Origin of the sequence: Pseudomonas viciae, from assembly GCF_004786035.1 — a bacterium.
Lineage (GTDB): Bacteria > Pseudomonadota > Gammaproteobacteria > Pseudomonadales > Pseudomonadaceae > Aquipseudomonas > Aquipseudomonas viciae.
This window is the reverse complement of sequence record NZ_CP035088.1, coordinates 6,579,042-6,601,019: the sequence shown is the minus strand read 5'-3', so window position 1 is coordinate 6,601,019 and position 21,978 is coordinate 6,579,042. Positions and strand designations below refer to the sequence as shown.

The 21,978-nt window shown below is 61.0% G+C and carries 18 protein-coding genes; 6 read left to right on the top strand and 12 right to left on the bottom strand.

Annotated elements, in window-relative coordinates; translation table 11 throughout:
* Positions 1–85: 85 nt before the first annotated feature.
* Genes EPZ47_RS29555 through EPZ47_RS29545 form a run of 3 tightly spaced genes read right to left on the bottom strand, consistent with a single transcriptional unit; the run spans position 86 to position 1,858 of the window.
* Complete coding sequence (locus EPZ47_RS29555; protein WP_135847869.1) at positions 86–757, bottom strand: GNAT family N-acetyltransferase; 672 nt, start codon at positions 755–757, stop codon at positions 86–88.
* Between the two features lie 10 nt (positions 758–767).
* Positions 768–1,214, bottom strand: coding sequence for a GNAT family N-acetyltransferase (locus EPZ47_RS29550; protein ID WP_135847868.1), 447 nt, complete (start codon positions 1,212–1,214; stop codon positions 768–770).
* Positions 1,215–1,216: 2 nt separating this feature from the next.
* Positions 1,217–1,858, bottom strand: a complete 642-nt coding sequence (locus tag EPZ47_RS29545; RefSeq protein ID WP_135847867.1) for an FMN-binding negative transcriptional regulator — start codon at positions 1,856–1,858, stop codon at positions 1,217–1,219.
* 101 nt (positions 1,859–1,959) lie between these two features.
* Between EPZ47_RS29545 and pdxR the strand changes: the two genes are divergently transcribed.
* Entirely contained in the window at positions 1,960–3,504 is a 1,545-nt protein-coding gene (gene pdxR / locus EPZ47_RS29540; protein WP_135847866.1) for a MocR-like pyridoxine biosynthesis transcription factor PdxR, read from the top strand.
* Between the two features lie 58 nt (positions 3,505–3,562).
* Here the strand turns inward: pdxR and EPZ47_RS29535 are convergent, their stop codons facing one another.
* The 7 genes from EPZ47_RS29535 to aspA form a co-directional block, all read right to left on the bottom strand.
* Positions 3,563–8,164, bottom strand: a complete 4,602-nt coding sequence (locus EPZ47_RS29535) for a dermonecrotic toxin domain-containing protein (protein WP_135847865.1) — start codon at positions 8,162–8,164, stop codon at positions 3,563–3,565.
* Between the two features lie 197 nt (positions 8,165–8,361).
* Complete coding sequence (locus EPZ47_RS29530) at positions 8,362–9,462, bottom strand: polyamine ABC transporter substrate-binding protein (protein WP_135847864.1); 1,101 nt, start codon at positions 9,460–9,462, stop codon at positions 8,362–8,364.
* A 12-nt stretch (positions 9,463–9,474) separates the two neighbouring features.
* Positions 9,475–10,506 carry a histone deacetylase family protein gene (locus tag EPZ47_RS29525; RefSeq protein WP_135847863.1) on the bottom strand — a complete coding sequence of 344 codons (1,032 nt, stop codon included), beginning with the start codon at positions 10,504–10,506 and terminating at the stop codon, positions 9,475–9,477.
* A gap of 359 nt (positions 10,507–10,865) precedes the next feature.
* Positions 10,866–11,858: an AraC family transcriptional regulator gene (locus EPZ47_RS29520; RefSeq protein ID WP_135847862.1), complete on the bottom strand. Its 993-nt coding sequence runs from the start codon at positions 11,856–11,858 to the stop codon at positions 10,866–10,868.
* A gap of 112 nt (positions 11,859–11,970) precedes the next feature.
* Positions 11,971–12,975, bottom strand: a complete 1,005-nt coding sequence (locus EPZ47_RS29515; protein WP_135847861.1) for an asparaginase — start codon at positions 12,973–12,975, stop codon at positions 11,971–11,973.
* Between the two features lie 135 nt (positions 12,976–13,110).
* Positions 13,111–14,562 (bottom strand): alanine/glycine:cation symporter family protein, encoded by a 1,452-nt coding sequence (locus EPZ47_RS29510; protein ID WP_135847860.1) that lies wholly within the window; start codon positions 14,560–14,562, stop codon positions 13,111–13,113.
* Positions 14,563–15,045: 483 nt separating this feature from the next.
* The gene (gene aspA / locus EPZ47_RS29505; protein WP_003196363.1) at positions 15,046–16,470 is read right to left on the bottom strand and encodes an aspartate ammonia-lyase; all 1,425 of its coding nucleotides are present in this window, start codon (positions 16,468–16,470) and stop codon (positions 15,046–15,048) included.
* Positions 16,471–16,652: 182 nt separating this feature from the next.
* Between aspA and EPZ47_RS29500 the strand changes: the two genes are divergently transcribed.
* The 5 genes from EPZ47_RS29500 (at position 16,653) to EPZ47_RS29480 (ending at position 20,379) form a co-directional block, all read left to right on the top strand.
* A complete protein-coding gene (locus EPZ47_RS29500) occupies positions 16,653–17,570 on the top strand; it encodes a LysR substrate-binding domain-containing protein (RefSeq protein ID WP_135847859.1) in 918 nt (305 codons plus the stop codon).
* Between the two features lie 245 nt (positions 17,571–17,815).
* Positions 17,816–18,307, top strand: coding sequence for a 5-(carboxyamino)imidazole ribonucleotide mutase (purE, locus tag EPZ47_RS29495; protein ID WP_003187060.1), 492 nt, complete (start codon positions 17,816–17,818; stop codon positions 18,305–18,307).
* 12 nt (positions 18,308–18,319) lie between these two features.
* Positions 18,320–19,405, top strand: a complete 1,086-nt coding sequence (locus tag EPZ47_RS29490; RefSeq protein WP_135847858.1) for a 5-(carboxyamino)imidazole ribonucleotide synthase — start codon at positions 18,320–18,322, stop codon at positions 19,403–19,405.
* A 103-nt stretch (positions 19,406–19,508) separates the two neighbouring features.
* A complete protein-coding gene (locus EPZ47_RS29485; RefSeq protein ID WP_003196372.1) occupies positions 19,509–19,754 on the top strand; it encodes a GlsB/YeaQ/YmgE family stress response membrane protein in 246 nt (81 codons plus the stop codon).
* Between the two features lie 88 nt (positions 19,755–19,842).
* Positions 19,843–20,379: a DUF3299 domain-containing protein gene (locus tag EPZ47_RS29480; RefSeq protein WP_135847857.1), complete on the top strand. Its 537-nt coding sequence runs from the start codon at positions 19,843–19,845 to the stop codon at positions 20,377–20,379.
* Between the two features lie 138 nt (positions 20,380–20,517).
* On the opposite strand, the gene EPZ47_RS29470 is transcribed toward EPZ47_RS29480, so the two are convergent.
* Together EPZ47_RS29470 and EPZ47_RS29465 are read right to left on the bottom strand one after the other, a co-directional pair.
* Positions 20,518–21,417, bottom strand: a complete 900-nt coding sequence (locus tag EPZ47_RS29470; RefSeq protein WP_135847856.1) for a D-hexose-6-phosphate mutarotase — start codon at positions 21,415–21,417, stop codon at positions 20,518–20,520.
* 57 nt (positions 21,418–21,474) lie between these two features.
* Positions 21,475–21,879: an acyl-CoA thioesterase gene (locus tag EPZ47_RS29465; RefSeq protein ID WP_003177184.1), complete on the bottom strand. Its 405-nt coding sequence runs from the start codon at positions 21,877–21,879 to the stop codon at positions 21,475–21,477.
* Between the last annotated feature and the right edge of the window lie 99 nt (positions 21,880–21,978).

Genomic DNA, 21,978 nt, shown 5'->3' with positions numbered 1-21,978 from the left:
GCGGCGAACGCAGATCCTGCAGCCGCCCCTGGCCCCCTGTGGGAGCGAGCTTGCTCGCGATAGTGGACGACCCATCACCGATAACCTACGAGCGACACTCCACCAACCCAAGCACCTGCCCATCCGCGCTCTGGTTCTCCTCACTCAACCAGCGCTCGAACCCCGCGGCGATCGCCGGCCATTCCGAATCCAGCATCGAGTACCACGCGGTGTCACGATTCTGCCCCTTGACCACCATGTGCTGGCGGAACACCCCTTCAAACGTGAAGCCCAGCCGTTCGGCGGCGTATTTGGAGCGGGCATTGGCGTTGTTGCACTTCCACTCCAGCCGGCGATAACCCAGGGCGAAAGACTCCTTGGCCAGCAGATAAATTGCCTCGGTGCTTTTCGGCGAGCGCTGCATCGGCGCGCCGAAGGTCACGTGGCCGATCTCGATGCGGCCCTGGGCCGGCACGATGGACATCAGGCTGAGGATGCCCTGCACCTGGCCATTGGCGCGGTCGATCACGCTGAAGAAATACGGGTCGACATTGGCCGCATGATTCTCCAGCCAGGCATCGAAAGCGCCGCGATCCTTGAAGGGCCCGTAGGGCAAGTAATCCCAGAGTTTCGGGTCGGCCCCGGGACCTTCCAGCGCTTGCCACAGACCGTCGGCGTGACGCGCCGGATCGAGTTTTTCCAGGCGAATGAAACGCCCTTCGATCAACTGCGTAGACGGTGCCGGGACACCTTTCCAATCGGCGAGTGAAGTCGACATGCTGCGCTCCTTACAGGGCTTTGCGAAATTGAATGAAACCCGGGCGTTCGGCAATGCGCTCGTAGAGCTGGATCGCGGTCGCGTTGGTTTCGTGGGTCAACCAGTGCACTTTGCAGCAACCGTCGGCCTTGGCGGTGCGGTAGACGAATTCGATGAGTTGGCGACCGACGCCAGTGCCACGGCAGTGTTCCGTCACCAGCAGGTCTTGCAGGTAGCAGGAGTTTTCAATGCTCCAGTTCGATCGGTGATAAATGAAATGCACCAGGCCCACCGCCGTGTCGCCGTGCCAGGCGAGGGCAGCATGGGTCGGCTCGCGGTCGTCGAGCAAGCGCTGCCAGGTGCTTTGGCTGACCGCGTCTGGCAGTTCGGTGTTGTAGAACCGCAGGTAGGCTTGCCACAACGGCAGCCAGGCGGCGTGATCGTCTGCGCTGACGAGGCGGATTTCGGCTTGGTTCATGTTCACTCCTTGGACAATTGTTCAGGCATCAGGCACGCAAGCGCCTGGTCCTGTGGATCAGGGCTGGCGGCGAGCCCGTTGCGCACCCCGGCGGCATCCACCGGGCTGCGGTTCTGGCTGAGCTTGCGTTTGCCTTCCAGGCGCTGGATGGGCAGGGCGAAGCCAACGATGGCCCTGAGCATGCTGTCGATGTACTCGGCCGGAGCATCGTCGATGCTCCAGGGCAAGGCGCGGCCGCTTTCGTGGCGGTCGGTGAGGGCGCCGACCAGGTTGCGCAGGCGCTCAGGATCGTTGAACACCTCGGCGGTGCCGTAGGCGTGTACGGCCTGGTAGTTCCAGGTTGGAACGACTTTGCCGTGTTCGGCCTTGCTAGGGTAGAAGTCCGGGCTGACGTAGGCGTCGGCCCCGGCGAAGATCACCAAGGCTTCGGCGCCGGCTTGCAGGTCGCGCCATTGTGGGTTGGCCCGGGCCATGTGCCCATAAAGGCTGCCGTTGGGGCCTTGTTGCGTGTCCAGCAACAGCGGCAAATGACTGGCTTGCAAGCCGTGTTCACCGTGAGTGATCAATACGGCCAGGCGGCAATCGACCATCATCTGTTGCAGTTGGAGCAGGTCTTCGACGGCAAAGGCTTTAGGGTTGTACATGACGATTTTCCTTGGCGAATGCGAGCATCCTAGGCAGGCTATTGGTCTGTTGTAAGAGCCACTTCTGACCAATTTGATAGGTCCATTTTCCAGGTGCCGTCATGAACAACACCGTACCGCCACTGTCATTCAACCCCGCCGGCATCGAACTGGATCGGCGTCAGGGGCTCAGTCGTCAGCTGTACCAAGCGTTGCGTGCCCGGGTGCTGGACGGGCGGTTGGCCAGCGGTACGCGCCTGCCGGCCAGTCGCGATCTGGCGGCGGCCTTGTCGATTTCCCGCAACAGCGTGGTACGGGCCTACGATCAGCTCTACGCCGAAGGCTTCATTGAGGGGCGGGTCGGTGACGGTACTTATGTGGCAAAGCTGTCTGCGACGGCGTTACCGCTCAAAAACATATCCACAAAAGTGTCCACAGGGTTTTCAACAGACTTATCCACAGCCTTATCCACAGATTGGCTGGATTTACCTGTGGTTTCATCCAGCCAAGTTATCCACAGCGACGCCTTGGAGCGGGTTGAAAAGCATCATTTGGTCCAGCCGCCCAGCGGCCCGCCGAGGGCGTTTCGAGTCGGTATTCCTGCGTTCGATCTGTTTCCTTTTGACGTGTGGGCCAAGCTGAATGCGGCTTTCTGGCGCAAGCCGGATCTGCAGCAGCTGTGTTATGGCGATTCTCAAGGTGATGCACGCTTGCGCGGCCTGATCGCGGCGTACCTGCGCAGCTCCCGAGGCCTGCACTGCACTGCTGAACAAATTGTGATCACCAGCGGTGCCCAGCAGGGCATCAGCCTTTGTGCACAGCTGTTGGTGGACCCGGGCGATGTCGTCGCTGTGGAAAACCCCGGCTATCGCGCCGCCGGGCATGCGTTTGCCGTGGCCGGTGCCGAGGTGAGAGGCGTATCGGTTGATAGCGATGGTCTCGATTGCACGGCATTGGGTACGTTGAGCCACTGTCGGCTGGCCTATGTCACCCCGTCCCATCAGTACCCGACCGGGGTGGTCATGAGCCTGGCACGGCGCTTGGAACTGCTGGCCTGGGCCGAGCGCAACGACGGCTGGATCGTCGAGGATGACTACGACGGTGAATACCGCTACAGCGGCGCGCCGTTGGCGCCATTGGCCGCGCTGGATCGCCAGGGCCGTGTGCTTTACGTTGGCACCTTTGGCAAAGTGGCTTTTCCGGCCCTGCGCCTGGGTTATCTGGTTTTGCCGCCTGGCCTGGTGAGCGCCTTCGCCCGCCGCCGCGCCGTGGATGTGCGCCACTCTGAAGTCAGTACTCAAGCGGTGATGGCCGAATTCATGGCAGCGGGGCATTTCCAGCGACACATCAGGCGCATGCGTCGGGCCGCCCTGGTCCGGCGTGATGCGCTGCTGGCCGGCTGGCCGAAGGCGGTTGCCGGTGTCGGCACCATGCCCACGGTGGTGGCCGGGCTGCATGTCACCGTGCCGGTGGACAGCGTCGAGCGTGAATACGAGCTCATAGCGCAAGCGACCCATGCCGGTGTCGAAATCAATGGCTTGAGTGGCTATTGGTTGCCCACTACGACGACGCCAGTGCGAGCCGGGCTGGTGCTGGGGTTTGCGGCTGTGCCGCCAGCGGCGATTGGCACCGCGCTGGCGAACCTGGCAAAGGCCTGGAAAAGATGAAGGCGGAATGCCTGCCGGTCAGTCAAACGCCATCCCTGTGGGAGCGGGCTCCTGACCGTTATGAGGGCTGCTTTGGAAAGAACACTTCCTTGGCCTGGTCCACCGCGATTTCGCTGCGGTAAAGATCGATCAGTTGACGCTGGGTGAGGTCCTGGGTGGCGTCGGCGCGCGTTCCCTTGTTGACTTGTTCCGGTGTTTTCAAGCGACCGGAAAGGTAGGCGTGGGCGGGGACCCAGTCGGTGGAGTAACGGAAATCCGCAAACCAAAGCGTTTTGTTTTCCTTCACGTCCCGGATCTCGTACCGGTCGAGATAGCCGTGAAGCGGGCCTTTGTTTTTTTGTCGGTTCTTTAGTTTGGTGATGGAAATGCGATTGCGGCTTTTAAGCCATATGACGCCATCCATGGTTGGGGGACGATGTTTGATGACATTCAGTACGGCATCGAAGGCTTCCTCATAAAGGGCCTTCGCTTGCGTCTTGAGTTCCGTACGCAAGGCTTCGGCCGTACGCTTTTGTTTCACTGAAACTTCAACGGTTTCGTTCGAGGCACTGTCCATTGCCTTTTTGATTGCAATGCCGACTTTCTCCATCCTGTTTGCATGAGCGTTCAGAATCATCCCGATACCGGTGGGCGATCGGCCTGGCGCATTCATGTGCTCCTCGACCTGCGCCTGGAACGCCTCCAGTCCATCGACCAGGGCTCGGCCCTTTGCAAGGCTGGTTGCCAGGGACGGGACGATCTGTGGCGTATCGGTGAGCGCATGGGGCACCCACTCACCCGTTCCCTTGCGGTGGAAGGTGGCGATGATCTTGTCTGTGACCGGGTTCTTGACATCGACCCAATCGGTTTCTTCGTGCATTTTCGTTAACCGAGGTTCGCCGCTGACCAGGCCCCAGAAACGTGCCCTGATGAACTTCTTCCTGAACCTGGGGCGTGGCTCATAAGGGTTGCCCATGCTGCGCCGGTTGCTCCTCTCATCGAGGGCCTGGGCCAAATGTTGCAATGCCCGTTTTTTCAGGCTGCTGATCTGCTTGCTCAGCCGATTGAGTTCGGCCGGGCGGGCGCTCTCCTTGTACTCGGTGCCCACGTATTCGAGTTGTTCTTCAAGGGCGGTGAACTGCTCCGTAAGGCTGCCGAATGCATCGATTTGCTCGTCCAGTCGGATCACGCTGCGTTCCTCGATGGCATCGTGCAGGCTTTGAAAGGCAATCGTGGCGCTATCAACCAGTTGGTTAATGACTGCCCAACCTTCGGGCATGGTATTGACGCTATCGAGCGTCAGGCAGAGGTGCCGATACATGTCTAACTGGATAAGGCGGATACCGTCGCTCTTGTAGGTCGGCATTCTTCCTCGGTGCTGCCGGATAAATTCAAAACCTTCACGCCCCAGTACCTTGAGCCTGGAAAAACGTGTCTCCATGTAATCCAGGCGCTCGTTCATGTCCTCGCCGACCCGGATCATGCTCTCGGCTGCATCGACGTGCTGCTGCTCCACGACCGCGACGCCGGTGGTGGCCATGTCCATGGCTGTTCTCAGGGCCGGGGTAAACCGCTCTTTCAGCGCGTCTATCTCTTCGAACGTGAAGTTGATTTGTGCGTTCAGGTAGCCAAGCCTGGCTTTGGGCGCGTCGGGCCTTGATTGGAAGACGGGCCATTGAGTCAAGATGTTCAACGCTTCTTCATAGCTTTCGCGCTGGGTTTTCAAGGTACTCAAGTAAACGTTGCGCTTGGTCTCCTTGGTGGAGCCCGAGGCGTTGTTCAGCTCCTGCGCGTTCATTGTCAGCAGCGCCTGGTGCTCCGGTTTTTTTTCTTCGAAGTGGTTCAGTTCGGCCAGCAGTTGAACACTGCGGCGGTGAGTGTCGGCGATGACTTTTTCCATCGCACCTTTTGATCCCGTGCCGCGCAGGCGCAGGCGGATGTCGATATGCCAATGGCCGTGTATATCGAGCCGCAGGGGAGGGCCCAGGCGCGAGGGATTCTTCCCGTCGACGACACAGACCTTATCGCCCACCATCGTCACGTTGAACCATTTTTCTGCCACTTTGGCGTACCACAGCCCCTGTCGGTGATAGAGCCCTTTGAACGTGCCATCGATATGGGCCTGCCCTGGTGTTTCGGGCGCGTCGACACTGAACGTCTCAAGGAGCTTGGCGCCCTCTCCCGATTTGCCCGTCAGGGCGCCGCTGGAATGGATGGACTCATAGTGCTCAGGGTGCAGTTCCTTGCCGGTGGAAGGCGCGAGTTTTTCGATGACGAGCTTGGGTTTAACCAGCTTGACCGGCTCCTCTATCACCTCCGGCGCCGCTGCCCTGCGACTGCGTGTGCCTTCTCTGGCATGGTCGATAGCGTGAGTGGTGATCGCCATGGCCAGGTTCAGCAACAGGTCGACGAATGCCTCCCATGTGGCCTGGTCGTTGGCGTGTTCGCTGTCCTGCATCAGCGTTTCAATGTCATCCAGAATTTGCCAGAGCCAGACGGCGGTGCCCACGGCAGCGCCCAGGTAAGGCAGGGCCAGGTTGAAAATCAGCCAGCCAGCCTGCTTGAAGGTACTCCAGCGGGTTTCGCTGTTAGACACCGATTGTCGATCTGCAAGCTCGACCAGGGCATTGGCATTGGCCTTGAACAACAGTGGCAGGAAATCGGGGCCCAGGGTTTTTTCGCTCAAGCCGACGGGGGCGGTATCGAGCCATGATGTAAAAGGGTCCGTCGCAAACTCAACGATGACCCAGGGTGAGGGCAGGGGGCCCGAGAAAATGTATCGGCTGTAATTGCTGCGCACCTCATCGGGCAGCCAGGCCAGGACCGATTGGCGCAATTCAGGGATTTGCCTGATCGCATACAACAGGTTGCTGGACGAGGGGTACTGGCACAACTGCGGCTCGAGCAGCGGTCGATAAAGCAGGCAGGGACCGGCGCCTGGATTCTTCGGACCGATCACGAACATATTGGTCACGATGTCCTCCGAGGGGATCAGTTTCTGTTCGGATATGAAGGCCAGCCTGCGCAGCACGATGGGTTGTCCGTCGACCTTGCGATCGGCTTCCTCCGGCTCCATCAGTGCGGCGACATAACGGTAGCCCCGTTCGTCGATGTTCCCACGCCCTCGGATCTTTCCCTCAAGCGCGAGCATGGGCAGTTGAATGCGCAACTGGGAGGTGTACAACTCTTCGCGGCGGGCCGATTCGGTCGGATCGTCGAGCAGTTTGCTCTTCACCAGATCGGGATAGACGCGACCGATATCGATTTTGGTGATGAGGCTTTCGATGTAGTCAGTCGTCATCCAGGTGGGCAACACCTTGCCGTTGAGGGACCTGACGGTTTTGTTGCCCAAGGGCAGTGCAATCAGGTTTTGCAAGGCCAGCTCAACGAGATTGAACCGGGTGGTCTCGAATTTGCCCGGAACGATAAAAGAACCCCAGGCCACGAGGCTGCGAATCTGGATCTCGATTTTTTCCGGATCGAGTGTCGCAGCGTCGGCATGGTCCGCTTGCATCTGTTTCTTGAGGGCGTTCAACGCAAACTCTTTGATAGGAGCAATAGCGTCGAGGTAGGTCTTGCCGGCATGGGAACTGCTCAGCGCCGAAAGGTTTTTCATGTGCTGGGCGAATAGAATCTGATCGGATATCGACGCTGCCAGCAGCCAGTCGGGTATCTTTTTATCGAACCAGGTCGCGCCAATACCTTTTTCTGCGTCCAGCCCGCTGGTCACGGGCTGGTCGTCCTCGATGGATGAAACTTTTTTCAGGAAGCTGGGGGAGCCGAGGATCTTGACCTGCATGGCGATCAGCCCGCAGGCCTTGTGATCGAAGATGTTGCCGGTGGGCTCATACAGCCGCCACTGGATTTTCTTGCGGAATGTGGTGTCCAGTTGCGTCGGGAGAAATTGCCCCAGCGCTTGCTGTGAGTCGAATTTTTTATAGCTGTCGCGCAGCGAGTACGTAAGGATGACCTCTTTGCCGGCGATGGTTCCGATCAGTACCACCAGCGAGTTTTCGTTCAGGCGACGGACGTTGGTCCCGTCAACTTCATCGATGTCGATCAGGTACGCGTGAGTGTCGTAGCGATCATGTTGCTTGCGGTCCTCCAGATTGGGGTAAAGGAACAATTGCCTGGCCATGTCGCATTCAGTCGCGGTCCAGCCATTGACCTCTTTGACGTCCCAGATCTTGCGCAGCGTTCTGGAGAGCTCATGCCAGCGTGGGCCGGAGGTGCCCACTGGAGCGTTCCAGTACGCCAGTTGTTGTTCCTGGCAGGCGGACAACATGACAGGCTCCAGTTCGTTGATCAGGGCTCCGATCTGTTCGATACGTACCGGCAGATGCACCTCCGGGGTGCTGATCGGCAGTTGGGTCAGAAAGTGCACGCCTTCGATCAGCATGGTCGAATCGCTCGCGCCTACTCGTTCGGCCACCATATCGCTGAGGGTTTCGTAACGAGTGGGCAGTTCCAGGATTTCGCTGTCGACAATGTCCCAGCGAGGCTCGCCAACGACTGTGTTGAGCGGATCGAGGTCCAGTGCCGGATACATTTTCTTGAGGGCCCTGCGCAGGAGCACGGCGGCAACTTCCGGGGAGGTGGGGCCTGCGAGTAGCTGGTTGAGCACAGCATTCTTGAGGCTGGCTTCGGGTGTAGTGTTCGTGGTTGTAGAGGTTCTGGTCATCTGACGCTCCCTGTCTTGCGCTAGGTGGAATCCCCGCCGCTGAATGCTTCGGGGATTCCATGCTAGGGAGGTACCAGACAGGGAGGGTGGTAACTATGTATATGCCAAGTAAACCTTGTGGCGAGGGGATTTAACGAAACGTCGCACCGCCCCGCTGGGGCTGCGAAGCAGCCCTGGTAGGTTCTCCTCGCTACAGGCTACTGCCCGGATTTGATCCGGGTCCAGGCCCGTGTCCGTGCGCGCTCGGCATCCCGGGGCAAGGGTTGCAGGGTGTACAGCGTGGCCATAGCCGCCTCGGTCGGGTACAGGTTGGGATTGTTGCGGATCGCCGGGTCGACCATGTCCGTGGCGTCCTTGTTCGGGTTTGGATAGCCGACGAAATCGCTGACGGGTGCGATCACCTTCGGTTGCAACAAATAGTTGATGAAGGTGTAGGCGTCGTCGGGGTTTTTCGCGCCTTTGGGGATGGCGAGCATGTCGAACCAGATCGGCGCGCCTTCCTTGGGCAGGCGCATGTCCACGGTGACGCCGTTCTTGGCTTCCTTGGCGCGGTTGGCCGCCTGGGAGAAGCTGCCGGAGTAACCGACGGCCACGCAGATGTCGCCATTGGCGATGTCGGCCATGTACTTGGATGAGTGGAAGTAAGTGATGTGCGGGCGGATCTTCATCAACAACGCTTCAGCCTTGGCGTAGTCCGCCGGCTTCTTGCTGTTAGGGTCCAGGCCCAGGTGCTGCAAGGCCAGCGGCAGGATCTCCGATGGCGAATCGAGCAGTGCCACACCGCATTGCTTGAGCTTGCTGAGGTTCTCTTCCTTGAAGATCAGGTCCCAGCTGTCCACCGGTGCGTTGTCACCCAGGGCGGCCTTGACCTTGTCCGGGTTGAAGCCGATCAGGATGGTGCCGTACATGTAGGGCACGGCGAATTTGTTGCCCGGGTCGTTGGCTTCGATCAGCTTCATCAGCTTGGGATCGAGGTGGTTCCAATTCGGCAGTTTGCTGCGGTCCAGGGGCTGGAACACACCGGCCTCGATCTGCTTGGCCAGGAACACGTTGGACGGCACCACCACGTCGTAGCCGGAATTGCCCGTCAGCAGCTTGGCCTCCAGGGCTTCGTTGGTGTCGAAGATGTCATAGACCAGTTTGACCTGGCTGTTCTGCGCCTTGAAATCGTCCAGGGCCTTGGGCGTGATGTAGTCGAACCAGTTGTAGACGCGCAGGGTGCGCTCTTCGGCCTGGGCAGCGCCGCACAGCAGCGCGGCGCACAGGCTGGGAACCATTAAACGCTTGAGTCTGTTCATGCTGTTATTTCCTCATTGGGCGCTTTGAAAACCTTCGAGAACGTTCACGGCATTGATGCCGATTTCTGCTACCGCGTAACCGCCCTCCATCACGAACAGGGTCGGTTTGCCGAGCGCCGCGATGCGTTTGCCCATCGCCAGGTAATCCGGGCTGTCGAGCTTGAACTGCGAGATCGGGTCGTCCTTGAAGGTGTCCACACCCAGGGAGACGACGATGACATCGGCGTCGTAGCCTTGGATTTCGCCGCAAGCCTGCTCCAGCGCGGCGCTCCAGGTGTCCCAGCCTGAGCCGGCCGGCAGAGGATAGTTGAAGTTGAAGCCGTCACCGGCGCCTTCACCGTACTCATCGGCGTAGCCGAGGAAGAACGGAAACTCGGCTTCAGGGTGGCCGTGGATCGAAGCGAACAGCACGTCGCTGCGCTCGTAGAAAATCGACTGGGTGCCGTTGCCGTGGTGGTAATCGACATCGAGGATCGCGACCTGCTTATGGCCCTGGTCGAGAAAAGCCTGGGCGGCGATGGCGGCGTTGTTGAGGTAGCAATAGCCGCCCATCAAGTCACTGGCGGCGTGGTGTCCCGGCGGGCGGCACAGGGCAAAGGCACTGCGGGCGCCGCGCTGGATCTCGGCCTGGGCGGTGAGGGCGACCTGGGCGGCGCTGTAGGCTGCCTGCCAAGTGCCCGCGGTAATCGGTGCGCCGCCGTCGAAGCTGTAATAGCCGAGCTGGCCGTGCAGGCTTGTCGGAATGACCGTGCGCAAGGTCCGCGCCGGCCAGGTGAAAGGCAGCAAATCGCCGTCGCGCTCGAACTCAGCCCAGCGATCCCAGGCGCCTTTGAAAAATTCCAGGTACGCCGGGCTGTGAATGCGCTGGATCGGCCCCAGGCCGAAATCATGGGGCGCTTCGACCGGGCCCAGCGCCCGGGCCTTGACCCGCTCCAGCACATGATCGGCCCGGGAGGGCATTTCAAAGCAGGGCATCAATTGCCCGTCCATCAACTCGCAGCGTCCGTGGTGCAGGTGGTGATCGTCTGAGTAGATCGTCAGCATTATTGTGCTCCGCAAGGCTGATCCGGTTGCTCACAGTCTTGCGGTGTGCGGGGTTTTGGAGAACGGCAGGAGAGGCCAAAAGGGGATCGAAATGGCCAAAAGGTTTGACCGTAAATCGCCCCTTGTTGGCGCAGGTGTGCGCGGGTTCGGGGCACAAGGGCGGCTTCGATGGCGACGCGGTGATTCGTGGCGAGGGAGCTTGCTCCCGCTCGGCGGCGCAGCCGTCGTAGACCGGTTGTTGCGGTCTACCTGGCGTCCGCCTTTAGGGCGCTGGATGTGTCTGAGCGGACGCCATCGCGGGCAAGCCTTGCTCCCACAGGGGTTAGGTGTTGTGCGTGAAAGCGGCGATTGCCGAAGGTTCAGGACCTGAACTGACTCGGCGCCACCCCACTCCAGCGCACGAAGGCATGCCGAAAACTGGCGGTTTCGCTGAAGCCGAGTATTTCGGCGATCCGATAGATTGGCAGTTGGTCTTCGCAGAGCATTTGCTTGGCCCGCTCGAAGCGCAGTTCGTCCAGCAATTCTTGATAGCTGCAACCCAGATCCTTGAGGTGTCGGCGCAAGGTGCGTGCCGAGCAGTTCATTTGCGCGGCCAGGCCTTCCAGGCCGGGGGCGGCGTCCAGTTGTGCGCTGAGCAATTGGCGAATCCGCCCCAGCCAAGCCTGGCGTCCGGTGAACTCGGTGTTCTGTCGGCGGCAGCGTTCGGCCATGGCGTGATGGGTGATGGAGTCGGCCAGGGGCAGGGGCTGTTCGAGCCAGTGACGGTCGAAGGCAAACGCGTTATCGAGGCTGTCGAAGCGCACCGGGCAATTGAACAGCGCTGCGTAGCGCGCCTGGTAATCGGGCGCCGGATGTTCGAAGCGCGCCGCGCGCAATGGTAGCGCATGGCCGAGCAGGTCGTTGCAGATGACTTTCAGCGAGACCATGCAGAACTCGGCGTTGAACACCGCCAGGGTCGGGTTTTCTCGATAATCGCTGGCGCTGAGCCAGACCGTCTCCTGGTCTTCTTCCAGGTTCAGTTCGAAGAGTGTTCCCAATAGCGCCGGATAGCGCAGCGCCAGGCGCAAAGCGTCACCTAAGGTGGCACTGGTGAGCAGGGCATAACCGAGCATGCCGTAGGACGAAACGTGCATGCGCAGGCCCAGTTCCAGGCCGATGTCGCGCTTGAGGGCCACGGCGTTGGCGCAGACCTGCATCTCCTGGTTGGTGGTGATGCGCGTGTCGGCCCGGCTCAGATCCGCCGCGCTGATGCCGCTGCCGGCCAGCAACGCGTCGCTGGGCAGCCCTTCATGCTTGAAGGTGCTGAGCACCAGGGAGACGGCGTTGAGGGTGGTGAGGTGGGAATGAAGCATGTTCGTTTCCAGCCTTGGGAGGCTGGAGATGGAGCAAGTTGTATGCCGGGCGAAGATTGCCAGGCTTGAGCGAACCCCTGTGGGAGCTCGTTCCCACAGGTTCTGCTAGGTGTCAGGCGAGCTCGCCACACAGATCCAGCTCTACCAGCCGCCGAATCTCTTCCACTGGCAACCCCGCGCCAATCAGCGCCTGCAACTTGCCGAATGCGGCCTCGCGGGTCATGCCGCCACCGGATAGCACGCCGACGCCACGCAAGCGACTGCCGGCCTCGTACACATCCAGCTCCACGCCGCCTTCATGGCATTGGGTCACCGCCACCACCACCACGCCGCTGTCCCGCGCCCGCTCGAGGCTGGCGAGGAAGGCTGGGTTGTCGCTCGGCCCGGTGCCGCTGCCGTAGCACTCCAGCACCAGGCCCTGGATCCCGCTGCCGAGCAGGCCATCGAGAATCTCGGCACTGATGCCGGGAAACAGCGGCAGCACCGCGATATTCGCCAGTTGCTTGGGCTGGTTGTAATTCAACGGCGCCGGCAGCGAAGCGGCTTTGGTACCGCCACCCTGACGCTCCAGGCGCTTGAACGGATGACGCCCGAAGCTGCGCACTTTGGCGCAACGGGTGGGTTCCAGCAGCTCACCGTGGAAATACAGATGCACCCCCGGCGCCAGACCCTGGCCGAGGGCAACCAACGCGCCGCTGAGGTTTTCCCAGGCGTCGCTGTCGGTCACGCCAGCGGGCAGCATCGAACCGGTGAAGCATACCCGCGCATGCAGGCCCAGCAGTTGGAAGCTCATTGCGGCCGCGCTGTAGGCCAGCGTATCGGTGCCGTGCAGGATCAGTACGCTGTCGCAGCCCTGCACATCCACGGCATCGACCACCGCTTCACGCAGTTGCTGCCAGTAGGCCGGGGTCATGTTGGCGCTGTCGATCAGCGGCGACATTTCCCGGAAGCGCCATTGCGGAACAACGAGTTCGGGTTGGCTTTGCAGGTAGTCGCGCATCCGCGCTTCGAAACCGGATGCCGGGGCCAGGCCGTGGGCGCTGGCCTGCATGCCGATGGTTCCACCGGTGTAGAGCACCATGACGTGCTGCGCGGCAGGATAGGTCGAGGAATTCATGGGGGTTCTCCGAGGACGAAAACGGCAGCTTTACTTCGCTGCCACAACATAAGGCCGAGCATGACGCCGACCTTAGGCTGTGTCACGCCGGGCGCAGGGGATGCGCCCGGTTTTTTCCAAACAGCTTATTACCGATCAGCGTTGCGCTGCGGCCACGCCAGCAGTCTCGGCGTCAGGTTTGGCAACCGGTGCCGACGGGGTGGCTGGCCAGGCGTTGCGGTCCAGATCCAGGTCCGGGAACTTGCTGGAGTCGAAGACCGGAACCTTGATGCCGGCCGAACGCTGGTCATCGTAGTCACGCAGGATGCGCATGCCGACCTTGAACAGCAGGAACAGCGCGATCAGGTTCACGAACGCCAGCAGGGTCATGGTGATGTCAGCGAAGGCGAACACGGTGCCCAGGTTTTCGATGGCACCCCAGAAGATCAATACCAGCACCAGGGCGCGATAGCCCATCAGCACCTTGCGGTTTTCACCGACCATGAAGCGCAGGTTGTTCTCACCCAGATAGTAGTTGTAGAGGATCGAGGTGAACACGAACAACGACAGGGCCACGGAGATGAAAATCCGACCCCAGTCACCGACCACGGCGGCCAGGGAGTTCTGGGTCAGGGCAATGCCGTCGCCTTCGAAGCCAGGGGTGTAGAAGCCCGACAACAGGATCAGCAGCGCGGTGCAGGTGCAGATGACGAAAGTGTCCAGGAATACGCTGAACGCTTGGACCACACCTTGGGCTACCGGATGCTCGACCGAGGCTACTGCGGCGACGTTAGGCGCACTACCCAGGCCGGCTTCGTTGGCGAATACGCCACGCTTGACGCCCATGACGATGGCGCTGCCGATCAGGCCGCCAAAGGCTTGGTCCAGGCCGAACGCACTTCTGACGATAGTCACCAGCATGTCCGGTACGTGTTCGAACTGCAGCACGATCACGTAGAGAGTTACGCCGATGTACGCCAGGGTTTTGACCGGTACCAGCAGGTCGGCCACCTTGGCGATGCGCTTGATCCCGCCAATGAACACCAGGCCCAGCAATACCGCCAGGGCCAGGCCGGTGTAGGTAGTGTCAAAGCCGAAAGCGTTGTTCAGGGAGTGGGTCACGGCGTGGGCTTGCAGGCCGTTGAAAGCGAAGCCGAAGGTGATCAGCAGCAGGAATGCCATGATCATGCCCAGCCAGCGTTTCTGCAGGCCGTGCTGGATGTAGTAGGACGGGCCTCCACGGTACTGGCCTTCGGAGTCGCAGCGCTTGTAGAGCTGGCCGAGGGAGCATTCGAAGAAGCTGCTGGACATGCCGACCAGCGCGGTCACCCACATCCAGAACACCGCACCAGGACCGCCGAGGGTCACCGCGATGCCGACACCGGCAATGTTACCCGCGCCGACACGACCGGCCAGGCTGAGCATCAGGGCCTGGAACGAACTGAGCTGGTCAGTGCTGCTCTTGAGGCTGTCACGGAACACCGTGAACATGTGAAAGAAATGGCGGAACTGGACGAAACGCGAGCGGATCGTGAAGTAGCCACCGAGCCCGACAATGAGCACGATCAGCACTTTCCCTGAAAGGAAGTCGTTGATGACTTCGAGCATGAGTATTCCTCGCTGTTTTTTGTTTAAGCGAATGCTGGCCATTTGGACACATCGTGTTACATCGGTTGGCGCGCGGCACATGAGGTAAGGCGATGTTTCGTTCCGGTCTATTCGCGGGTTTGTTATTAGTTCGGTTTTCGCATGTTTTAAGGCCTCGTTACCGACGACCGCTCACGCGAAGAGGGGCGGCACTATACCTATCAGCGCGGTGCCCGTCTGCACAGTTGTGGTGCGTCCGACGAAACGGAGCCTATGTTTCACCTGGCCTCCTGGTCAGGTTTTTGTGGGGGCGAGCCCGCTCGCAATGGCTGATGACGCGGTTTACAACGGCAGCGCGTCATCGTTTATCGCGAGAAGATTCGTTCCTACAGTTCGGTCATCCTTGTCGCTATCAATTAAAAAAAGGGCTTGGGGAAGATCCCCAAGCCCTCAAAAGGTGAGAGGTGTCTAGTCCCTCGACCTGGTGAGCGTTAGTTGCGTCGATCACGCTTTGAGCGGAACCAGACGCGGAGCAATCATGTTTTCCGGGCGCAGGATGTCGTCGAGCATGGCGTCGTCGAGCAAGCCTTCTTCGCGCACCAGCTCCAGCACGCCGCGGCCGCTTTCCAGGGCAACACGGGCGATGCGGGTGGCGTTTTCATAGCCGATGTACGGGTTCAGCGCAGTGACCAGGCCGATCGAGTGCTCGACCAGTTCGCGGCAGCGCGCTTCGTTGGCGGTGATGCCGACGATGCAGTGCTCGCGCAGCATGTCCATGGCCCGTTGCAGCAGGCGGATCGAGTCGAAGATCTTGAAGGCGATCAGCGGTTCCATCACGTTCAGTTGCAGCTGGCCGCCTTCGGCCGCGATCGTCAGGGCCAGGTCGTTGCCGATGATCTGGAACGCCACTTGGTTGACCGCTTCCGGGATGACCGGGTTGACCTTGCCGGGCATGATCGAGCTGCCTGGCTGGCGGGCCGGCAGGTTGATTTCGTTGATGCCGGTGCGTGGGCCGCTGGACAGCAGGCGCAAGTCGTTGCAGATCTTCGACAGCTTGACCGCAGTGCGCTTGAGCATGCCGGAGAACAGCACGAAGGCGCCCATGTCGGAGGTGGCTTCGATCAGGTCGGCGGCCGGAACCAGCGGCTGGCCACTGATGGTTGCCAGGCGCTGCACGGCCAGGGCCTGGTAACGCGGGTCGGCGTTGATGCCGGTGCCGATGGCGGTGCCGCCCAGGTTCACTTCGGTGAGCAATTCAGGGGCCAGGGTTTTCAGGCGTGCCAGGTCTTCGCTCAGGGTGGTGGCGAAGGCGCGGAATTCCTGGCCGAGGGTCATCGGCACAGCATCCTGCAGCTGGGTGCGGCCCATTTTCAGGACGTGGCTGAATTCTTCACCCTTGGCCGCGAACGCCTGGATCAGGCTGTCGAGGCTGGCCAGCAACGCATCGTGACCCAGCAGCAGACCGAGGCGGATCGCGGTCGGGTAGGCGTCGTTGGTGGACTGCGCCATGTTCACGTCGTTGTTCGGGTGCAGGTACTGGTATTCGCCTTTCTGGTGACCCATGGCCTCCAGCGCGATGTTGGCGATGACTTCGTTGGCATTCATGTTGGTCGACGTGCCGGCGCCGCCCTGGATCATGTCCACCACGAATTCTTCGTGGAAGTCGCCGCGGATCAATCGTGCACAGGCTTCGCTGATGGCTGCGTGCTTGGCTTCGCTGAGCTGGCCCAGTTCGCGGTTGGCGTCAGCGGCGGCTTGTTTGACCATTGCCAGACCGACCACCAGCTTGGGGTAATGCGAGATCGGGACGCCGGAGAGACGGAAGTTGTTTACCGCTCGCAGGGTCTGGATGCCGTAATACGCTTGCGCCGGTACTTCGAGTACGCCAAGCAGGTCTTTTTCTGTGCGGAAGGATGCAGCGGAGGACATGATAGAAATCATCTCGAATAAGGACCCGGTCTGAGCCGGAACGCTGTGAATCCTAGGCTCTGGAAAAAAATAGGGCCAATGCTGTTAAACACTGGCCTATGCATATTCGGCATAATGTCGGTGTGACGTCGGCGGTGCGGCGAACGTGTGACCTGTTTTGGTGCGTTTAACGGGAGGACGTGATGAATCTTGAAAGCAAGTGGCTCGAGGACTTCAGTGCCTTGGCCGCCACCCGCAGTTTCTCCCAGGCGGCCGAGCGGCGCTTCGTGACACAACCGGCCTTCAGTCGGCGAATTCGCAGCCTCGAAGCGGCGCTGGGACTGACCTTGGTCAACCGTTCCCGCACACCTGTTGAGCTGACGGCGGCGGGGCAGCTGTTTTTGGTGACGGCGCGCACGGTGGTCGAGCAACTGGGTGAGGTGCTGCGGCATTTGCATCACCTGGAAGGTGGGCAGGGCGAAGTCATCCAAGTGGCCGCCGCGCACTCCCTGGCATTGGGCTTTTTCCCGCGCTGGATCGCGCAACTGCGCAACGAAGGGATGAACATCGCCACGCGACTGGTGGCCACCAACGTCGGCGATGCCGTGCATGCCTTGCGCGAAGGTGGTTGCGACCTGATGCTGGCTTTCTACGACCCGGATTCGGCGATGCAGATGGACCCGGAGATTTTCCCGTCACTGCACCTGGGCCAGACCGAAATGCTTCCAGTGTGCGCGGCCGATGCCGATGGCAAGCCACTGTTCGACCTCGAGGGCGAGGCCAGTGTGCCGCTGCTGGCCTACAGCGCAGGGGCGTTTCTCGGTCGTTCGGTCAACCAGTTGCTGCGCCAGCGGGCGCTGCGTTTCACCACGGTCTATGAGACGGCCATGGCTGACAGCCTGAAAAGCATGGCCCTGGAAGGCCTGGGCATCGCCTGGGTGCCGCATCTGAGCGTGCGCGCCGAACTGGCCCGGGGTGAACTGGTGATCTGTGGCGGTACGCAATGGCACGTGCCACTGGAAATTCGCCTGTACCGCTGCGCCCTGGTGCGCAAGGCCAATGTGCGGTTGTTGTGGCGCAAGCTTGAGGGTGGTGCGGCGCAGGGTGCCGCGGGGTCTTGATAACAACGCTCCCACAGGAAGATTTTGTGTGGTGCATTCGCTGACCTGCGAGTCAATAAAACCACCGCCTCCCCCCAAACGACAGACTGTCGGCGAAAGTGCGTTTAACGCACCATTTTCGGTATACTGCCCGGCCTTCGGTCGGCTTGCCCGGCCATAATTCGTACAACAAGCCACGCCGGTTTCCTGCGTGGCTTGTTGTTTTTTGACGCGCCTGCGGGCGCCCAGAGAGAAGAGGCACGACGATGAGTGCACTGGTTGGCGTGATCATGGGCTCCAAGTCCGATTGGTCCACCCTTAGCCACACCGCCGATATGCTGGAAAAGCTCGGCATCCCTTACGAGGTGAAAGTGGTTTCCGCCCACCGCACCCCGGACCTGCTGTTCCAGTACGCCGAAGAGGCTGAGTCCCGTGGCATCGAGGTGATCATCGCCGGTGCCGGTGGCGCGGCCCACTTGCCTGGCATGTGTGCGGCCAAGACCCACCTGCCGGTGCTGGGCGTGCCGGTGCAGTCGTCGATGCTCTCGGGCGTCGATTCGCTGCTGTCGATCGTGCAGATGCCGGCCGGTATTCCGGTCGCGACCCTGGCCATCGGCAAGGCCGGTGCGATCAACGCGGCCTTGCTCTCGGCGAGCATCCTGGGCGCCAAGCATCCACAATTTCATACCGTGCTGAAAAAGTTCCGCGCTGAGCAGACAGACAGCGTCCTGGACAATCCAGACCCACGCATTGCCTGAGGTTGTTGACGAATGAAGATCGGTGTAATCGGTGGCGGCCAGTTGGGTCGCATGTTGGCCCTGGCGGGTACGCCGCTGGGGATGAACTTCGCTTTCCTGGACCCGGCGCCGGACGCCTGCGCCAGCGCGCTGGGTGAACACCTGCGAGCCGACTACGGCGACCAGGATCACCTGCGTCAGTTGGCCGATGAAGTGGACCTGGTGACCTTCGAGTTCGAAAGCGTCCCGGCCGAAACCGTTGCATTCCTGTCCCAGTTCGTCCCGGTCTACCCAAGCGCCGAAGCCTTGCGCATCGCCCGTGACCGCTGGTTCGAAAAGAACATGTTCAAGGACCTGGGCATCCCCACGCCGGCCTTCGCCGACATTCAGTCCCAGGCCGACCTGGACGCAGCCGTTGCGTCCATTGGCCTGCCGGCCGTGCTCAAGACCCGTACCCTGGGATACGACGGCAAGGGCCAGAAAGTCTTGCGCAGCCCTGAAGACGTGGTCGGCACGTTTGCCGAACTCGGCAGCGTGGCCTGCCTGCTGGAGGGCTTCGTGCCGTTCACTGGGGAAGTCTCGCTGATTGCCGTACGGGCCCGCGACGGTGAAATCCGTTACTACCCGCTGGTGCACAACACCCACAAGGACGGCATCCTCAAGCTGTCCGTCGCCAGCACCGACCATCCGTTGCAGGCCCTGGCCGAAGATTACTCCAGCCGGGTGCTCAAGCAACTCGACTATGTCGGCGTGATGGCCTTCGAGTTCTTTGAAGTGGACGGCGGCCTCAAGGCCAACGAAATCGCGCCTCGGGTCCACAACTCCGGGCACTGGACCACCGAAGGCGCCGAGTGCAGCCAGTTCGAAAACCACCTGCGGGCGGTGGCCGGGTTGCCGCTGGGCTCGACCGCGAAGGTCGGCGAGAGCGCGATGCTCAACTTCATTGGCAAGGTGCCGGACAGCGAGAAAGTCCTGGCGATTGCCGATTGCCACCTGCATCACTATGGCAAGGCATTCAAGGCCGGGCGCAAGGTCGGCCACGCCAACCTGCGCTGCGCTGATCGGGCGACGCTGGCCCAGCAGATCATCAAGGTCGAGACGCTGATCGCCGAGCAATAATCTGAAGCACCGGTGGAACCATTCGTCGGCCGGCTTCTCTCATGGCAAGGTGCCAAAGTCTGATTAGGCTTTGGCCTAGCTGTTCAACCAAAGGGGATATGCCATGGGAATCATTGGAACCATCTTTATCGGCTTGATCGTAGGCCTGCTGGCGCGCTTCCTGAAACCGGGCGATGACAGCATGGGCTGGATCATGACCATCCTGCTCGGTATTGGCGGTTCGTTGGCAGCCACGTATGGCGGCCAAGCCCTGGGCATCTACCAGGCCGGTCAAGGCGCTGGCTTCATCGGTGCCCTGGTGGGCGCGGTGGTGCTGCTGGTGATCTACGGCCTGATCAAAAGAAACTGATTCAAATGCGACAAAGCCCTCTCTGCGTGGCGCGTGGAGAGGGCTAGAATGCCCGGCGTTGTACTTCCCACTTATTGCCGAGCCCTTCATGCGCCGTCTAGTGTTGACCCTTCTTCTGCTGGGCAGTGGCCTGGCCCACGCCGCCGAGCTGCCGGAAACCGACTGGCTCCAATTGATGCCCAAGTCGGACCAGAAAGCCCTCGAGGCCATGCCCGAGATCGACCACGACTCCCCAGAAGCCAATGGCACCTTCACTGAGAAAGGGGGCCTGAAGCAAAGCAAAGGCTTGCCGGCGGTGATGTATTCGACCAAAACCGTGGCGTCGATGAACGATAAGCACATTCGCATCGGCGGTTACCCGGTGCCCCTGGAAAGCGACGCCAAGGGCCGTAGCACGCTGTTCTTCCTGGTGCCTTACCCAGGCGCCTGCATCCACGTCCCGCCACCGCCGCCTAATCAACTGGTGCTGGTTCGCTATCCCAAGGGCTTGAAGCTGGACGACATCTACACGCCGCTGTGGGTGACCGGCACGCTGAAGATCGAAAAGGTCGACAACGACCTGGCCAGCGCGGCGTATGCGCTGGACGCGGAGAAGGTGCGGGTGGTGCAGGAGGCGGATTTGTAATAGGCCGGTTGGCCTGACACAAATCCCAATGTGGGAGCGAGCTTGCTCGCGATGGCGGTGTGTCAGTCGACGCTGATGTTGACTGTTATCCCGCTATCGCGAGCAAGCTCGCTCCCACAGTGGTTTTTGTGGTGTGGCTTAGAGCGGCTTGCTGCCGATGCTCACACCCAGGGTATGACTGGCCTGCGGCAACAGCGTCACCACGTCGTTCATCACATTCGCCGTCTCGATGCACAGCATGCGCTGCCAGCCATCGTCGGCCATGTCGCTGAACGCCTTGGCACGTTCGGTCCAGGGGTTCCAGATCACCGCCGAGCGCGAACCGCTGCTGGTCAGTTCGATCCGTCGTTGCCACTGCGGGTCGACGATGCTCAGCTTCGGTGGGGTATCGAGATAGATGCGGTCGGTCTCGCCGGCAAAGTGCAGGTCGCCGGCCTGGGTGACGGTGTTCCAGTCGTCCAGGGTCTCGATATAGCTCAAGCCATCCACCCCTTCGACGTGCACATTGCGCACATCGCTCACGGCGAAATAGCTGTGCAGCGCCTGGCTGAGGCTGACGGTTTCGCTGCCGCGGTTGTGGCTGGTGAGGCTGATGTGCAACTGCTCGTCCATCACGATGGTCAGCGTCAGGTCCACCTGATGCGGCCAGCCTGAGAGACCGTTTTCGGGGTAGGGCAGCACGAACTCGACCTTGAGGCGTTCGCCTTCGGCTTCGATGCCCTTCAACTCCCAGTCCATCGCCCGCACCAAGCCGTGGGCGGTGGCCGGATCGTTGGTTACGCGCATGGCCTGAACGCTGTCGGGGTTACGGGTCAGGTTGCCGAACCACGGCCAGCACACCGGCACGCCGGCGCGGATGCTCTTGCCGGTCTTGAACGTGGCCTGGTCGTTGAGCCAGATCAGCGGCGGCTGGCCGTCCACTTGATAGCTGAGGATGTGCGCGCCTTGCTGGGCCACCAGCAACTCGGCCTGACCGTGGCGGATGCGCCAGCCGTTCAGTTCATCCAGTTTGACGGCTTCGACATGGGGCGTAGGCATGCTGCAAATCTCGTTCAGGAACAGGGACTGCAATGGACCGCAAAACGGCCGTGGTGTTTAACGCGCGCGCGGCGGAACCGAGCGGGTACGGCCACTGCCGTCGATGGCGACGAACACAAACACCGCTTCGGTGACCTTGCGCCATTCGCTGGACAACGGGTCGTCGCTCCAGACCTCGACCATCATCTGGATCGAGCTGCGGCCGATTTCCAGCGCCTGGGTATAAAAGGAAAGCTGCGCACCCACCGCCACCGGTACCAGGAACGCCATGCGATCGATCGCGACGGTGGCCACGCGTCCGCCGGCCACCTTACTGGCCATTGCGGTGCCGGCCAGGTCCATCTGGGACACCAGCCAGCCGCCGAAAATATCGCCGAAGCCGTTGGTCTCGCGAGGGAGCGCGGTGATTTGCAGGGCCAGGTCGCCTTGCGGGATTGGATCTTCTTGTTCGAGCTCTATCATGCCGGGGGTGCCTCTGACCCGTAACGCTGTCTTGTGTTGCAGGTGAATAGCCGTCTTTGTAAAAAACGATTCAGCCCGAACATGCTACGTTCGTCACGT

Bases quoted from the DNA above. Each gene is read 5' to 3' on its own strand.
- EPZ47_RS29555 (WP_135847869.1), bottom strand. From the start codon at position 757: ATGTCGACTTCACTCGCCGATTGGAAAGGTGTCCCGGCACCGTCTACG.
- EPZ47_RS29550 (WP_135847868.1), bottom strand. From the start codon at position 1,214: ATGAACCAAGCCGAAATCCGCCTCGTCAGCGCAGACGATCACGCCGCC.
- EPZ47_RS29545 (WP_135847867.1), bottom strand. From the start codon at position 1,858: ATGTACAACCCTAAAGCCTTTGCCGTCGAAGACCTGCTCCAACTGCAA.
- pdxR (WP_135847866.1), top strand. From the start codon at position 1,960: ATGAACAACACCGTACCGCCACTGTCATTCAACCCCGCCGGCATCGAA.
- EPZ47_RS29535 (WP_135847865.1), bottom strand. From the start codon at position 8,164: ATGACCAGAACCTCTACAACCACGAACACTACACCCGAAGCCAGCCTC.
- EPZ47_RS29530 (WP_135847864.1), bottom strand. From the start codon at position 9,462: ATGAACAGACTCAAGCGTTTAATGGTTCCCAGCCTGTGCGCCGCGCTG.
- EPZ47_RS29525 (WP_135847863.1), bottom strand. From the start codon at position 10,506: ATGCTGACGATCTACTCAGACGATCACCACCTGCACCACGGACGCTGC.
- EPZ47_RS29520 (WP_135847862.1), bottom strand. From the start codon at position 11,858: ATGCTTCATTCCCACCTCACCACCCTCAACGCCGTCTCCCTGGTGCTC.
- EPZ47_RS29515 (WP_135847861.1), bottom strand. From the start codon at position 12,975: ATGAATTCCTCGACCTATCCTGCCGCGCAGCACGTCATGGTGCTCTAC.
- EPZ47_RS29510 (WP_135847860.1), bottom strand. From the start codon at position 14,562: ATGCTCGAAGTCATCAACGACTTCCTTTCAGGGAAAGTGCTGATCGTG.
- aspA (WP_003196363.1), bottom strand. From the start codon at position 16,470: ATGTCCTCCGCTGCATCCTTCCGCACAGAAAAAGACCTGCTTGGCGTA.
- EPZ47_RS29500 (WP_135847859.1), top strand. From the start codon at position 16,653: ATGAATCTTGAAAGCAAGTGGCTCGAGGACTTCAGTGCCTTGGCCGCC.
- purE (WP_003187060.1), top strand. From the start codon at position 17,816: ATGAGTGCACTGGTTGGCGTGATCATGGGCTCCAAGTCCGATTGGTCC.
- EPZ47_RS29490 (WP_135847858.1), top strand. From the start codon at position 18,320: ATGAAGATCGGTGTAATCGGTGGCGGCCAGTTGGGTCGCATGTTGGCC.
- EPZ47_RS29485 (WP_003196372.1), top strand. From the start codon at position 19,509: ATGGGAATCATTGGAACCATCTTTATCGGCTTGATCGTAGGCCTGCTG.
- EPZ47_RS29480 (WP_135847857.1), top strand. From the start codon at position 19,843: ATGCGCCGTCTAGTGTTGACCCTTCTTCTGCTGGGCAGTGGCCTGGCC.
- EPZ47_RS29470 (WP_135847856.1), bottom strand. From the start codon at position 21,417: ATGCCTACGCCCCATGTCGAAGCCGTCAAACTGGATGAACTGAACGGC.
- EPZ47_RS29465 (WP_003177184.1), bottom strand. From the start codon at position 21,879: ATGATAGAGCTCGAACAAGAAGATCCAATCCCGCAAGGCGACCTGGCC.